Here is a 15,897-nt window from a genome sequence, read left to right as displayed (position 1 = left end):
GTCATCGCCTGCTTCATGTGTCTTCTATAATCTATAACTTGTAACGTCTGTCACTTATCTTACTTTGCCAGCTCATCGACACTGATACCAAGACCGCCTGCGATCAGTGCTTGCTGCTGCTGAGCATGCAGTTTTGGCGAGCCTGTCGCAGGAGCGGCGCTCGGCGGACGTGCCACTGGCTCCATGACTTTTGCCTTGGTTGGATGTGGTACGACGATACGGAACATATGCGGCGCTAGATAGTACCAAGCACCTTGGTTCAATGGCTCTTCTTGCGTCCAAACGATTTCTTTTAGGTTGCTGTATTTTTCGATCTCAGCAATCAAGCGTTTTTCTGGCAATGGATAAAGCTGCTCAATACGGACGATGGCCACATGATCAAGGCCAAGCGCACGGCGCTGCTCAAGTAGATCATAGTAGACCTTACCACCACAGAGCACCATACGAGTGATGTTGTCTGCATTGTGCTCATCCATCTCTGGCAGTACCGTCTCAAACTTACCGTTGGCAAGCTCTTCTAAATGAGAGGTAGCCAGCTTATGACGCAGCAGGCTCTTCGGTGACATAACGATAAGCGGCTTACGAATCGGGCGTACCGCTTGACGACGTAAGGCATGATAAATCTGTGCAGGCGTCGTTGGGGTAATCACTTGCATGTTGTCTTCGGCACATAGCTGCAAGAAACGCTCAAGACGTGCTGATGAGTGCTCAGGGCCTTGACCTTCATAGCCATGTGGCAACAGCATGGTCAGACCACAAACGCGCTGCCATTTGGTCTCGCCGCTTGAGATAAACTGGTCAATCACCACTTGTGCGCCGTTGACGAAATCACCAAACTGCGCTTCCCAAACGATTAGCGCGTTTGGTACGGTGGTTGCATAGCCGTATTCAAAGGCCAGTACCGCTTCTTCTGACAACAATGAGTTATAAGTGGCAAAACGTGCTTGGTCTTCGCTGATATGCGATAAGGGCACATACATACTGCCGTCATTGACGTTGTAGATCTCACTATGGCGATGCGAGAAAGTACCACGGCCGACGTCTTCACCAGTGATACGAACCAAGACATTGTCATGATCGACCAATGACGCATAGGCCAAGGTTTCAGCAGCGCCCCAGTTCAATGGTTCTTCGCCTGTTTGCATGGCTAAGCGCTGATCGACCATTTTTTGTACTTGACGCTGTAGCTTGTAGCCTTCTGGCATCTGCGCCATACGGCGGCCATACTCTTTTAATTTTTCGATATCGACGCTGGTATCCCATTCATCGACCAAATCATGGCCTAGATAGGGCTTCCAATCGACAAATAGCGCTTCGTTTGGCTTGCTGACCAAGGCATTAGCGACATAGTCACCACGGTCTAGCGACTCACGGTAATCATCTTCGTACTGTTTTTCTTCTTCTGCGCTAAGGACGCCATCGGCGATGAGCTTTTGTGCGTAGATAGTACGCGTCGTAGGCAGTTTTTTGATAACTGCATACATCAAAGGCTGCGTCGCTGATGGCTCGTCGGCTTCGTTGTGGCCGTTACGGCGATAGCAGAACAAATCAATGATGATGTCTTTGTCAAACTCATGACGGTAGTCTAGTGCCAACTGCGCGGCAAACACCACAGACTCAGGGTCATCGCCGTTGACGTGTAAGATAGGTGCATGCACCATCTTGGCCACATCAGTACAGTACTCGGTTGAGCGTGCGTCTTCTTGACGGCTGGTCGTAAAGCCGACTTGGTTGTTGATCACGATATGAACTGTACCACCCGTGGTATAAGCACGCGTCTGCGACATCTGGAAGGTTTCTTGAACCACACCCTGACCAGCAAAAGCAGCATCACCGTGGATGACGATTGGCAGCACTGAGTTACCGTCTTTGTTGTCCATAAACGGCTGATCGTTACGGCGAACTTGACGTGCACGTACCGAGCCTTGCAAGACGGGCGCTACGATTTCAAGGTGCGAGGGGTTGAAGGCTAGAGCCAAATGCGCCTCACCGCCTGGTGTCATGACGTTAGAAGAAAAACCGTTATGATACTTAACGTCGCCTGAGCCTTTTTCTGGCTGCACTTTGCCATCGAACTCATCAAACAAATCGGCAGGGTTTTTACCTAAGATGTTGACCAATAGGTTTAGACGGCCACGGTGCGCCATCCCAATGACCATCTCTTTGGTGCCATAGCCGCCAGCACGTTGGATGATTTCATTGATGGCTGGGATAAAGCTCTCGCCGCCTTCTAGACCGAAACGTTTGACGCCGGTATATTTACGAGCCAGATATTTCTCTAGGCCTTCAGCCGCTGTCAGACGCTCTAAGATAGATAGGCGTTTTTCTTTATCAAATTCGATATAGCCTAGATTGGTCTCGAGGTATTTTTCCATCCAGCGTTTTTCGGTGCTGGTGGTCACGTGCATGTATTCAACACCGATATAACGGCAGTACACACGCTCCATGATTTCGATGATCTCACGGAGTGTCGCTTCGTCTTTACCGATGTTTAAATCATTAGTCGGAAATACCGTATCGAGATCGGCCTCTGATAGGTTGTGATACGCAAGCGTCAGATCTTCTACTTCGGCACGCGGATGCAAGTCTAATGGATCTAGCTTGGCGCGGCGATGACCACGGCGGCGGTAAGCTGAGATCAGCTGCTGCACACCCATTTGTTTAGGGTCCGCGCAGTCGGCACTGCCAGCAGGCGCGCTACTGGTGTCGGTGTTGACTTTATTGGCGGTTTGATTGCGGGCCAGCAATAAAAACTGATCCTTAATAGCATTGTGTTTGGCGTCATTTGGCGACTTGTACTGTTTAAAATACGTTTGCCAATCCGCATCCACACTATCAGGATCTGTTAGGTATTGCTCGTAGAGCGCTTCGATATAATTGGTATTGTCAGCGGCCAGTTCAGTATGTCCTAGCTCTGCTGCGTCTTTCGTTATACTATTCATAATAATCGTCTATTTGATAGATAAATGAATGGAATCGTGCTTATTATTGTGTAATCTGTCGTATATCTGCTATGTAAACCTTGTGTCACATCAGCGGCTGAGCGTTTATTGACTAAGCGCTTATTGATTGTCAAAAGTCTGGATAACCTCTGACATAACTTACGTCAAGCAAGAGTCAAACAAATTGACCGCTGACTGTCTCTCGTCTATTTTTGCATTGCCGCTAACATACGGTGTCGACAATAGCTAAGTAGTGCTGATCGCAGTTATTACAATACCGTTGGTAAAAATATAACTATTTGTGAACGCTCAGTTTTCTGAACCAACTCGTTTCACAACATTAATTTATATATAATGCAAAAAGCCATAACAAATCTATTAACTAACATGTATTAACCATGGGTTATCCATGCTGGTGTATGGCAAGCTCATAGTATATATCCATCTGACACATATAGCTGGCTAGGGGCATAGAGGTATTGCGTTAGCAACCAATGAATCGCCATTTTTCTTGCTTTCAGCTAGCCTTTTATACGGCTATTTTGGCTGAACCGTTATCCTATCAATGAGATAGGTGACACTTTTAGCCAAATATACATTGCTGTATAGGGTAGCATGTCTACTTTTTACGACATAGTTTGTTTGTTCAATACTAGGTATTTACATAATGAATATCTATTATCAATATAATGATATCATTATTGGCTGATTCTGGCTTGCTATTATACCTAAAGTAGCAAAATCTTCCTAAACATTCGGCCCAATCAAACACCAAATCTACCTAAATAAAGGCAAATACCTCATCAAAACCCTGAGCTAATGTGCGCTTACCCGTATGACTTTTCTATCAAGTTACTGGTATTGCGTATTTAATTATATAGGGCGCGCGCCTTTATCACAGGCCTTCTTACACATGACCAACGTACTGTCAATATAGCTTTACCATCATGCTGTCATCGATGCACGCTAAAAACACATGGCGCTTGCGATGCTGTTTGTAAATGTAGGTTGCGCCGTTAAGAAGCCAACACGCCTTAGTCAATAAAAAACACCACCTAATAACTAGGTGGTGTTTTTTTTACAGTATCTGTAAAAAACCATGCAATTATAAACGATTAACCTGCTTGGTCAATCAACATATTACGCAGATGACCAATTGCTTTGGTTGGATTCAAGCCTTTTGGACAAACTGACACACAGTTCATGATACCGCGGCAACGGAACAAACTAAACGGATCGTCCAAACGTGCAAGACGCGCTTGCGTATCACCATCACGGCTATCAGCCACAAAACGATAGGCGTGTAGCAATGCTGATGGACCTAAGAACTTGTCAGGGTTCCACCAGAATGATGGGCAGCTGGTCGAACAGCATGCACATAAGATACATTCGTACAGGCCGTTTAGTTTTTCACGCTGCTCAGGTGATTGCAGACGCTCTGTCGGCGGTGCTGGCTGATCATTGATTAAGTATGGATGTACTTTTTCGTATTGCTCGTAGAACTGGTTCATATCGACGACCAAATCACGAACCACAGGCAGACCTGGTAGAGGACGGACGGTGACTTTTTTTGGCAAGGTGTTCATGTTGATAAGACATGCAAGACCGTTTTTGCCATTGATGTTCATGCCATCAGAGCCACAAATGCCTTCGCGGCAAGAGCGACGGAAAGTGAGGGTCTCATCTTCTTTCTTTAGGCGTAATAACACGTCAAGCAACATACGATCTGAGTCTAACAGCTCAATCGTATAGGTTTGCATGCGCGGCGCTGCGTCCACATCAGGATCGTAGCGATAGATTTCGATGGTGCGAGTACCTCGGCTCATAATGCTAAACTCCACACATAGGTGATGGCGGGCATACAAAGACTGCGACCTCACCGCGCTAACGACTGATTTATCGTTAGCGCGGGCAAGTGCATGTAGCTGGCGGTCACCTTTTAATAAATGAATAAGGGATAAAACGTTTGCGCAGTTTATATATCGAGTATATATCAGGCGCGGCGTCTAATATTAGTAGACGCGGACTTTTGGCTCGATATAGTCGACTGTCAACGGCACTTTACGAACTGGCTTATAAATAATGCGGTTGCCTTCAGAATACCACAAGGTATGCTTCATCCACTCGTGATCGTTACGGCCATTTGGTGCGTAATCATCATCCTCTGGGCGATCGTAGTCAGAAACGCTGTGCGCGCCGCGGCTTTCGTGACGATGCGCCGCTGAGATCATTGTGGCTTTCGCAACTTCGTATAAGTTTGCCACTTCAAAGGCTTCGATACGAGCGGTGTTAAAGACTTGTGATTTATCGGCCAAGTGGATCTTGTCGATTTTTTCACCCAGTGCCAAGATTTTTTCGACACCTTCGTCCATGATGGCTTGGGTACGGAATACGCTGGCATGTTTTTGCATGGTAGCGCGGATTTCATCAGCGACATCTTGCGCGTTGTAGCCTTCAGTAGACTGCTGCAGCTTGTCTAGGCGACGCATGGTAAAGTCAAGCACACGTGGATCTAATGGCTTATAGTTGTGGTCGGCATGATGGAACTCATCAACGATGTGCTTACCAGCCGCGCGGCCAAATACCACCAAGTCAAGAAGTGAGTTGGTACCTAAGCGGTTGGCACCATGGACACTGACGCACGCACACTCACCGATGGCATAGAGGCCTTTCACCACGTTGCCTTTAGCGTATAGACCGTTTTCATCGGTACCCGCTTCTAGATCTGGTACGATGACCTGACCATGAATCGTGGTTGGAATGCCGCCCATCATATAGTGAATGGTCGGGATAACTGGAATTGGCTCTTTGGTGATGTCGACGTTGGCAAAGTTTTTACCGATCTCAAACACTGATGGTAGACGCTTCATAATGGTATCGACACCTAGGTGCGTCATGTCCATTACGATATGGTCAGCGTTCGGGCCACAGCCGCGGCCTTCTTTGATTTCTTGGTCCATCGAGCGCGATACAAGGTCACGAGGCGCTAGGTCTTTGACCGTTGGCGCATAACGCTCCATGAACGCTTCGCCATCTTTGTTACGCAAGATAGCCCCTTCACCGCGGCACCCTTCGGTCAATAGTACGCCGGCACCATGCACGCCCGTTGGGTGGAACTGCCAAAACTCCATATCTTGTAGCGGGATACCAGCACGCACGGCCATACCAATACCGTCACCTGTGTTGATATAAGCGTTGGTAGACGCGGCGAAAATACGGCCTGCACCACCTGTCGCGAGCACGGTGATTGGTGATTGGAAGACAGCGATGGTACCAGTTTCTTGCTCAATCGCCACCACACCGTTGATGTTGCCATCTTCGTCCTTGATCAAATCAAGCGCGATCCACTCGATAAAGAACTCGGTGCCTTGCTCTAGGTTTTTTTGATACAGCGTATGTAGCAGGGCGTGACCTGTACGGTCAGCTGCCGCACACGCACGTTGTACCGCTTTTTCGCCATAGTTTGACGTATGACCACCAAATGGGCGCTGATAAATCGTGCCATCTTCGTTACGGTCAAACGGCATGCCCATGTGCTCAAGCTCATAGACGACTTTTGGCGCTTCACGGCACATGTATTCGATCGCGTCTTGATCACCTAACCAATCTGAGCCTTTTACGGTGTCATAAAAGTGAAAATGCCAGTTATCATTGCTCATGTTACCCAAACTTGCACCGATACCACCTTGGGCTGCGACGGTGTGCGAACGGGTTGGGAATACTTTGGTCAAAACTGCAACCTTCATGCCTGACTCAGCCAAATGCAGTGAAGCACGCATCCCTGAACCACCACCACCGACGATGACGGCATCGTAGTTTAGGGTCTTAATATTACTAATGGTATTATCTTGTCTAGTTGCCATTACGGTTTTCCTAATGCCTGTTAATGCTTAGAAGTAAATAAAAAGGCTATCTGTCCTGTGTCTGTACACCAATACTTATTTTCTCAGTGCAGCTTATCTAAAGCACATGACACATCTGGCCTTTAACCACTTAATTTGCATATCTATCGTTATACTGGGCTGAGCGGTATTATGCTCGGCGGCTTATTTATCGAGCGCCCTATCAGCGCATTTGTCTTTTCAAACATAAAATATTAGACATAAAATAAACAAGCAGCCAAACCCAATGCTATGACTATTTTCGGCTATGTATGAATGGCAGTGATAACCAAGCTATCAATCACGTTTACAGCCATCCATTTTTATCGATATTTTGGCGTTACCACCCAATCTGGGTGCTCACCTCATCATTAAACAGCAACGACACCAAAGCCATTACCCCAAAAAATCATGATGCCCCAAAATAGAAAGACTAAAATAGAGATAATCATCAAAGTCTGTAATACCAAACGCAATCTTGGCGCGCTCTCACCCATCTTGCCTGAGGTGATATAGTCAGTGAATACAGTCCACATACCTACCCAAGCATGGCCTGCAAGTGCCACCACAGCGACCAAGCTAAACAGACGCATCGGTAAGCTGGTCATAAATGATGACCACTCAAGATAGGTAACATCGCCATGGGTCAAAAAGAAACCCAGCAACACCACACTATAAACGGCCAAAACGACCGCGCTGATACGCTGGACAATCCAATCACGTGAGCCTGAACCTGTCAGACCAGTTGCGCTTTTGATTCCTGAATCATTTTTAATCATTAGAACATCACCCATACAAATGACGCGACAATTAAAATCGCTGCAATCACAAAACTGACCTTAGATGCGGCGCGGCCAGATTTTAGCTCTTCGTTCATGCCCATATCAGCAAATAAGTGCTTGATGCCCATCACAAAGTGATAAGCAATCGCAGCCACAAATATCCATGCTAAAAAGCGCACAAGTACGTTGTCAAACACGGTCTCAAAACTCTCAGGCGACGCCAATGAGTTCTGTAGTAACCACAGCATGACAGGAATCAATAAAAATAAAATAATGCCAGAGATACGATGCAAGATAGAAGCGATCGCAATCGGTGAGCGATTAACGCTAATCACTTGGCTTAAAGGCAGATCAATAGGTCGGTTGCTTTTCACAGCGGGCATCCTTTTTGCGGTTATACTCCTGTATCTGCTATCAACGCATGACATAGATCGGGATTGTGTCAATTAAGCGTAGAGCAACACACGAGACGAATAAAGTAAGGAAGAGCTAGCTGACTTCGTTTAGTTTGTGCTAAAGGTGAAGAAAGAATCATGTGGTAAGGTATTGATACTTTGTCTACGACTGCTCGGTTTACAACTGCTTGGCAAACAGATCGGTCAAACAACCTGTCTATTATACAACAAAGAAAATAAACATGAGTAAGATCGATTAACTAGTCTATTTTTACTGGTCGCACTTATCACAAGATAACCGTGTTTTGTTATCTTGCGATTGTGTTATCTATAAGGGTGCAAACCTGACGCTAAGTGTTTAAAAATAGAACAGTTAACAAGAACATTCAAACCATCGGTTGGGTTTGGGTCTATTGACATTGTCCAGCTGTAACCAAATATGAATACCAGTATGAATAGAGAAGCTCTAGACGACACTATATCATGACCACTTATCAATTCGCACAAAACTCGTGCCAGTTAAGTAGCTGCAATTATAAAATGACTGGGCGATAATTACAAATTTATCCATTATGTGGTAAAAAAGGAACAATCAGTTCACAATACAACAGCGTTTTGTCTTATCAAACATAGCGATACGGCCAGCAATCCTAAAAAAATTTGCCGCACGTACCTTGTCCGCCATATCCATACTGCCAGCTTGCACAGACAAATCATCTCGCCAATCGTGGATACCGAGTCTGATACTTATAAAATCCAAGTGACATCACAGCGCGTCTTTGCCACCAATAAAAAGTAAGATTTGCGGCAAAATAACCAATCAGACATATTTTGATACAAAAATTACAGTGAATAAACACGACTAAACCGTGCCAATTGACGGCATTGATGGTAAAAGTCTTTTCAAATCGCAGGGAATTGCTGCTAATATACCCAGCATATTAAATGCGTTAAATGTATTTTGACCGTTTGACTGAGCATGGCGCGAGGGTAAGCGCCTGTAGTAATCCTGGGCGCGAGGGTATGCGTCTATAGTAATTTTATTCTAACAAGTTAAATCAATGGAGAGCAATTTATGGCTGACACTAATGCCAAACTAACCGTCAATGGTGAAGAATACGAACTTCCTATCATCAAAGGTACTTTAGGGCGCCCAGTTATCGATATTGCTGCTCTACAAGACTCAGGCTTTTGGTCTTATGACCCAGGTTTCAAAGTAACCGCTCCTGTTGAGTCAAAAATTACCTATATCGACGGTGGTAAAGGTGAGCTGTTGCACCGCGGCTACCCTATCGACCAGTTAGCAAACAATGCTGAATACCTAGAAGTGGCCTATGCCTTGATTCATGGCGACTTGCCAAACGCCGAGCAAAAAGCGGACTTTTTTGAAAAAATCCGTAAGCACACAGGCGTACATGACCAATTACGTAAATTCTTTGAAGGCTTCCGCCGTGACGCGCATCCAATGGCGATTATGGTGGGCGTTGTGGGTGCCTTGTCAGCGTTTTATCATGACAACCTAGACGTCAGCAACGAAGAGCACCGCGAAATCACTGCCATTCGTCTGATCGCAAAAATGCCAACGCTTGCGGCGATGAGTTATAAATACTCGCAGGGCGAACCGTTCATGTATCCACGCAACGACTTTAGCTACGCGGAAAACTTCTTGTACATGATGTTTGCCACGCCTGCTGATGTGGACTATGAGCCAAACGACGTGGTCACCCGCGCGATGGACAAAATCTTCACCTTGCACGCAGACCATGAGCAAAACGCCTCGACCTCTACTGTGCGCCTAGCTGGCTCAACGGGTGCCAACCCTTACGCCTGTATCGCCGCTGGTATCGCCGCCCTTTGGGGTCCATCACATGGCGGCGCCAACGAAGCTGTGCTTGAGATGCTAGATGAAATCGGTACTGTCGAAAACGTGCCAGCATTTATGGAAAAAGTGAAGAGCCGTGAAGTGAAGCTCATGGGCTTTGGTCACCGTGTTTACAAAAACTTCGACCCACGCGCCCAAGTCATGAAAGAGACCTGTGATGAAGTACTCGGCGCACTAGGCATCAACGATCCTAAGCTTGAACTGGCCATGGCACTAGAAAAAATCGCTTTAGAAGATCCGTTCTTCGTTGAGCGTAACCTGTATCCAAACGTTGACTTCTACTCTGGCATCATCCTAAAAGCCATTGGTATCCCAACGTCTATGTTTACCGTGATCTTCTCATTGGCGCGTACTTCTGGCTGGATCAGCCACTGGTTAGAGATGCACAGCGCACCGTTCAAAATCGGTCGCCCACGTCAGCTATACACTGGCGAGACGCATCGTGACTTTGTCAAAGTAGAAGACCGCAAGTAATCTGCTTAGATACGGCACGTGTATAAAAGAATCATAAAAAATCCCGCTATATGCGGGATTTTTTATGAACGATAGATAAGCACTGTGATGCTGGCTGTCGCCGTCATAGCTTGAGCGGTGGCTGTTTATTCAAATGCTTTAAGCGTTTGTTCGTACTTGGCAATTTGCTCATCATAACCCTTGATGGTCTCGTTAAACTTGGCCATGAGTGCTTCAAACTCTTGTTGTTGATTGAGCTTCATTTGCTGCATATCGATGACTTGCTGCGCCTCTATCTGCTCCCAAACCTGATGCTGAATGATAAGACGTGCCAGCGCCGGACTTTTGGCACTGAGCCTACCTGCAATCTCAGCATGCTCAAACAGTTGCGGCACCAAAGTCGCTATGTTTATCAAGGTATCTACCTCGTCAGCGCTCAGCGGCGTGATCACTGGCTGATAAAGTGCCGCCGTTGCCTGCTGGTAGCTGTCGATGATCTCATCTTCTGTTTGCATGACAGGCTTGCGCGGCTCGAGGCTAATACGTTTGAGGACGGTCAAATCGCGCTCGCCCACTTCTGTGCTGGTGTTGATATCTGCTGCTGCCTCATCGCCACGCTCACTATTTTGAGCCGTCGCGGCGGCATTGGCACTGATATTAGTATTAGAGTTAGCATTAGCATCGACGTTGCTATTGTTATTGGCAGTCGTGGCGTCACCGCTATTTGTCGTATTATCGCCTGCTGTGTCCGCACTATTTAACAATAAATCTTCTGCACTTTGGGTCGAATCTGCCGCTTGCAGCGACTCATACTCGGCCTGTAGCCGGCGCTGCAACCTTTGCATTTGCGTCACATAAATTGACTCAAACTGCTCGATACGCGCCGCCGCCGACTCACTTTGCGGTACAGGCTTGCTGTCTTCGCTAGCTGCTTGCTCAGTCGCCCGGCTATCATCGACGACAGGCGCGGTCTCGGTCTGCTGTTGGCAGCCGCCGAGTAGCAATGCACCACTCAACGTCGCAGCCAGTATAGTCGTGGCAGCATATTTACTATTAGGTGAGGGTGTTTTATTCATATGACTATCATGAGCGGTATCATGACCCTTTGCTTTATTTAGTAAAAATTTATACATCAGAGTACATATCCTTTGTTGACGCAAAATAATGAGTTGACGCAAAATAATAAAAGGTAGGCGTACCACCGCCATCCGTTGCTGAGTGATACTGTGCTAGCGTCTGGATCATAAACCTCTCATAGCACCATTTAGCATACTTTTATCATAGTGGTTATTGATCCCAATAAGAAGCGTCAATTGTGAACGGAGTGTCGAGCTGGCGACGTTGACAGTAGACTTGTGGCATTAAACGTATAACATCAGACTCCAGAAGTGGTCGTCAAAAACGGTATACAGCGCTCAAAATCACGGCAGTCCTGACCACGCTGGCGACGGACAAAATAGTCTTGCACCATACGCGCCTGCTGCTCGATACCATACTTAAAAAAGGGCTTGCCGACTGTAAATACGTAGTCATAACGCCGATCGACCAACGCCCCGCGTACCACCTTGATACCTTGCTGTAGCTGCCAAACGTGCGTTAGCTCATGTATCAGCCAGCTTTGCTTACTTAAGGAGGACTGGCTAAAATCTGTGATCCAGTCTGCTGGATGAAAGTAAATATGCCCATTGGGGCTGACAGCATAATGTCTAAGCACCCACCACGCTGTTTTTAATTGCACACCCTCCAGCCTAATACTGTCGCCAAATACCGAGCGTGCCAGCGCAACCTCACCTGTGCTCAGATGTCGCGACCGTCTCTTTGGGCGCTGATGACTTGATAAACGCCGCGCTTGGCTCAATAACTGCTGTACGGTCTCACGTATCATAAACAATCAATGCCGTTATATAGGTGCATAATATAATTGCCGTTATGTATGTGCATAATATAAGTACCGTTATATAAGATATAAGTGCCTAGATAAACACCTAGGAAGTACAAGTGCTGCTATAACTGGTGCTGTCTTATTTGTTTAATAAGGCTTTTGATACAAAAATAAAAGCCGTGAAGACAGAAGTTATACATTAGGGTAAGGAGTGCTAGAATAGTGCTATGCGTCATTGATATCCTATGATAGATAGTCGATACATTTTAATTTGATACTGAGCCTGTGCTTTTATATTGACTATCCTTTTGCCGCCACATTGATAAACGATAGAGAGTGTTATGCCGCCAAACTTTCATGCCGATACCCCGCTTGCCCAGCGCATGCGCCCAGCGACGCTCGATGCCATCATCGGTCAAGAGCATCTGCTGGCAGCTGGGGCACCGCTACGACGCTTGGTCGAGCAAGGCCATCTGCCCTCCATTATCTTGCACGGTGAGGCAGGCATTGGCAAAACCACCATTGCTATGCTATTGGCTGATGCCGTGGGTCGGCCGTTTCATGCGTTGTCGGCACTCAATACGGGGGTCAAGCAGCTACGCGAAGTGCTGGAGACTAAAGACTCGTTGAGCTTTGAGTCGCCAGTGGTATTTATCGATGAGATACACCGCTTTAACAAAGCGCAGCAAGATGCCTTACTTGGCGCGGTCGAGTCTGGGGATATTACCTTGATTGGGGCAACTACCGAAAACCCCTCATTTAGCGTCAACAATGCTTTGCTATCGCGTTGTCAGGTTTATCGTTTGGAGCCACTGACACCCGAACAAATCGCCGCCGTATTGCAGCGCGCCATTTCAGAAGATAGCATTTTCAAAGACTTGGCCGTGGATTTGCAGGCACAAGACACCATTAGCCAACTGGCGCACGGCGATGCCAGAAAGGCACTTAACCTGCTAGAGCTGGCCATACAAACGGCGGATACCAGACAATCGCCGCTGATCATCGATGATGCGCTGGTCGCTCGCGTCGCGCAAACGGCGCTGGTACGCTATGACAAAGACGGCGAACAGCATTACGATATTGTCTCAGCCATGATAAAGTCCGTGCGCGGCTCCGACCCTGATGCGGCGCTCTACTGGATGGCGCGGATGCTGGTGGGCGGAGAGCCAGCTGAGTTTATCGCGCGGCGCTTGGTCATCTTGGCGAGCGAAGATATCGGCAATGCTAACCCCAATGCCCTACTCCTCGCTGATGCCGCCCTGCGTAGCGTTCAGTCCATCGGTATGCCAGAGGCGCGCATTATCTTAGGACAAGTGGTGGTGTATCTGGCGACCAGTGCCAAAAGTAACAGCACTTATAAAGCGATAAATGCGGCGATGGCCTTGGCAGAAAAAGACGCCTCTCCCGTACCACTACATCTGCGCAATGGCGTGACCAAATTGATGCGACATCAAGGCTATGGGCAGGGCTACGCCTATCCACACGACTATCCCAATCATTATTATCCGCAGCATTATCTGCCAGATACGCTGCTGGGTACGCGCTTTTATTATTTTGCTGATAATCAGCGCGAGCAGCACAGCAAACAGTTTATGGACTGGCTAAAATCCCAATCTGCCAGTAACTCTTAAAACCTACCCGTTTATTAGTAATACTGAACGCTGTTTTTGACAGACTTCGGGATATAGTTTGGAGATGGGGCAGCACGATAGGATGAAAAGCGTTAAAATGTCCTCATAATGATATATAAGCAATGAGACAATCGTGCCTAGCGTCCGTACCTATAGCCGGGGCGTGCCCATCATCGAATAAATGTAGCCAGCGGCGCGTTGCCTAATCGCAACAGCCTATGGCGTCAGCGGCTGTTACAATAGGCGGATCATGCTATATATGTTACCTCACACCTATCTACACATAATAAAATATTGAGACTTACTATGAGTTTAAATACCATTCCTGAGATTATCGAAGACATCCGTGCTGGAAAAATGGTCATCTTGATGGATGATGAAGACCGCGAAAACGAAGGCGATATCATCATGGCCGCCACCCATGTACGCCCTGAAGACATCAACTTTATGATCACCCATGCTCGCGGCCTAGTGTGTCTGACCCTATCGCAAGCGCGCTGCCAACAGCTAGCACTACCGCTAATGTCTGATCGCAACGAAGCAAAGTTTAGCACCAACTTTACGGTGTCTATCGAAGCGGCTGAAGGCGTCACCACAGGTATCTCAGCGGCTGACCGTGCGCGCACTATTCAGGCAGCGGTCTCTGCATCAGCCAAACCCGAAGACATCGTACAACCTGGCCATATCTTCCCTATCATGGCACAAAACGGCGGCGTCCTGCACCGTGCCGGCCACACCGAAGCAGGCTGCGACTTGGCTCGCCTAGCGGGACTGGAGCCTGCAGCGGTCATCGTCGAGATCATCAACGCTGATGGTACGATGGCACGTCGTGACGATCTTGAAATCTTTGCCAAAGAGCATGGCATCAAGATGGGTACAATCGCTGATCTGATCAATTACCGTATCGCCAACGAGCAAACGGTAGAAGAAGTAGAGACGCGTCCTTTTGAGACCGAACATGGGACTTTTACCTTGCACCGCTTCCGTGAGTTTGGCGCTGAAGAGACGCATTTGGCGTTGGTGAAGGGCGATGTCAGCGAAGGCGTCAGTACCGTCCGTGTCCATGGCTTCCATCCGCTGCGTGACTTGTTTGCCGCCAAAAACGATATGACGGGTCGTAGCGGCTGGAGCGTACAGTCAGCGTTGGAAGAAATCAGCGCCTCGGAGCGCGGCGTGCTGGTTTGGATTGGTAGCAATCAGCCCGTTGATCTAGGCGATGCGCTGGATAAAGCGGCGGACAACCAATCGCAATCAACCATCACCCAGCAGCCGTATCGTAGCATCGGGGTTGGCGCACAGATTTTGCGTCATTTAGGCGTGCGTGATATGCGCTTATTGTCATCGCCCATGAAGTTTTATGCACTATCAGGCTTTGATCTAAACGTAGTAGATTTTGTGCATGCACCCAAGCAAGGCTAGGCGCTGTGATCGTTATTTAATCACTATTTGATTGTGATTAAATAGCCCTGTCAGCCAATCATAAAAAAAGCACGCTCAGTTTATGAGCGTGCTTTTTTATGTGCGAATGATTTTTATAAAAGTTGACGCTCAAACCTCAGGCGTATGACCAACGGTCGCTTCCAATGCCAATAGACGCGCGCGCTCGGCGCTGCTCCACTGCAATTTGTCTTTGCCAGCGCTGTCCAAACGCACCACCACCGCCTCAGCCGTCGCCACTATCAGACTTTGCGCCGTACTATAGTAACTATACTCCATCACGATACTGGTACGGCCCAAGCGCTGGCAGCGCACCCCTAATAACAAAGTATCAGGGTAAACCACAGGACGCAAATACTGACAGCTTGACTGCGCTAATACCGTCACCATGCTGCCATCAAACATGCCTAATGCCTGCAGATAAGCGATACGCGCTGACTCAGCATAACGATAAAACACCACGTTATTTAGATGGTTAAAGGCGTCCATCTCACCCCAGTGAATCGGCTGATGATGGATGACGGGATAGTGAGCCAGCTCAGTCGGCAGGGGCTCATTGACTGTCGGTAAGTCGGCTGGTAGGGAGCGGTTCATAAAGTATCCTTTTTTATC

General features: G+C 47.6%; 11 protein-coding genes. 3 read left to right on the top strand and 8 right to left on the bottom strand.

Going from position 1 to position 15,897, the window contains the following annotated elements; genetic code table 11:
- Nucleotides 1-59 precede the first annotated feature (59 nt).
- From CAP50_RS00890 to sdhC, 5 genes are all read right to left on the bottom strand, one after another.
- Nucleotides 60-2,942 carry a 2-oxoglutarate dehydrogenase E1 component gene (locus CAP50_RS00890; RefSeq protein ID WP_100748692.1) on the bottom strand — a complete coding sequence of 961 codons (2,883 nt, stop codon included), beginning with the start codon at nucleotides 2,940-2,942 and terminating at the stop codon, nucleotides 60-62.
- A 1,115-nt stretch (nucleotides 2,943-4,057) separates the two neighbouring features.
- Complete coding sequence (locus tag CAP50_RS00885) at nucleotides 4,058-4,768, bottom strand: succinate dehydrogenase iron-sulfur subunit (protein WP_100748691.1); 711 nt, start codon at nucleotides 4,766-4,768, stop codon at nucleotides 4,058-4,060.
- Nucleotides 4,769-4,954: 186 nt separating this feature from the next.
- Nucleotides 4,955-6,805 carry a succinate dehydrogenase flavoprotein subunit gene (gene sdhA / locus CAP50_RS00880; protein WP_075101403.1) on the bottom strand — a complete coding sequence of 617 codons (1,851 nt, stop codon included), beginning with the start codon at nucleotides 6,803-6,805 and terminating at the stop codon, nucleotides 4,955-4,957.
- Nucleotides 6,806-7,194: 389 nt separating this feature from the next.
- On the bottom strand, nucleotides 7,195-7,599 hold the full coding sequence (gene sdhD / locus CAP50_RS00875; protein ID WP_075101435.1) for a succinate dehydrogenase, hydrophobic membrane anchor protein: 405 nt from the start codon (nucleotides 7,597-7,599) through the stop codon (nucleotides 7,195-7,197).
- A gap of 2 nt (nucleotides 7,600-7,601) precedes the next feature.
- Complete coding sequence (gene sdhC / locus CAP50_RS00870) at nucleotides 7,602-7,988, bottom strand: succinate dehydrogenase, cytochrome b556 subunit (protein WP_075101402.1); 387 nt, start codon at nucleotides 7,986-7,988, stop codon at nucleotides 7,602-7,604.
- 1,087 nt (nucleotides 7,989-9,075) lie between these two features.
- Here sdhC and gltA point away from each other — a divergent pair.
- Entirely contained in the window at nucleotides 9,076-10,356 is a 1,281-nt protein-coding gene (gltA, locus tag CAP50_RS00860) for a citrate synthase (RefSeq protein ID WP_100748689.1), read from the top strand.
- A 125-nt stretch (nucleotides 10,357-10,481) separates the two neighbouring features.
- Here gltA and CAP50_RS00855 read toward each other — a convergent pair whose 3' ends face one another.
- Complete coding sequence (locus tag CAP50_RS00855; protein WP_100748688.1) at nucleotides 10,482-11,468, bottom strand: hypothetical protein; 987 nt, start codon at nucleotides 11,466-11,468, stop codon at nucleotides 10,482-10,484.
- Nucleotides 11,469-11,710: 242 nt separating this feature from the next.
- The gene (locus CAP50_RS00850; RefSeq protein WP_100748687.1) at nucleotides 11,711-12,220 is read right to left on the bottom strand and encodes a type IV secretion protein Rhs; all 510 of its coding nucleotides are present in this window, start codon (nucleotides 12,218-12,220) and stop codon (nucleotides 11,711-11,713) included.
- Nucleotides 12,221-12,558: 338 nt separating this feature from the next.
- Between CAP50_RS00850 and CAP50_RS00845 the strand changes: the two genes are divergently transcribed.
- Nucleotides 12,559-13,848 (top strand): replication-associated recombination protein A, encoded by a 1,290-nt coding sequence (locus CAP50_RS00845; RefSeq protein WP_100748686.1) that lies wholly within the window; start codon nucleotides 12,559-12,561, stop codon nucleotides 13,846-13,848.
- A 306-nt stretch (nucleotides 13,849-14,154) separates the two neighbouring features.
- Nucleotides 14,155-15,267, top strand: a complete 1,113-nt coding sequence (gene ribBA, locus CAP50_RS00840) for a bifunctional 3,4-dihydroxy-2-butanone-4-phosphate synthase/GTP cyclohydrolase II (RefSeq protein ID WP_075101396.1) — start codon at nucleotides 14,155-14,157, stop codon at nucleotides 15,265-15,267.
- A 129-nt stretch (nucleotides 15,268-15,396) separates the two neighbouring features.
- Here ribBA and CAP50_RS00835 read toward each other — a convergent pair whose 3' ends face one another.
- Complete coding sequence (locus tag CAP50_RS00835; protein WP_100748685.1) at nucleotides 15,397-15,879, bottom strand: acyl-CoA thioesterase; 483 nt, start codon at nucleotides 15,877-15,879, stop codon at nucleotides 15,397-15,399.
- Nucleotides 15,880-15,897 lie beyond the last annotated feature (18 nt).

It is taken from the genome of Psychrobacter sp. L7, assembly GCF_002810365.1.
GTDB classification, from domain to species: domain Bacteria; phylum Pseudomonadota; class Gammaproteobacteria; order Pseudomonadales; family Moraxellaceae; genus Psychrobacter; species Psychrobacter celer.
Note: the sequence above shows the minus strand (reverse complement) of the source record. Positions and strands in the feature narration are given on the sequence as shown.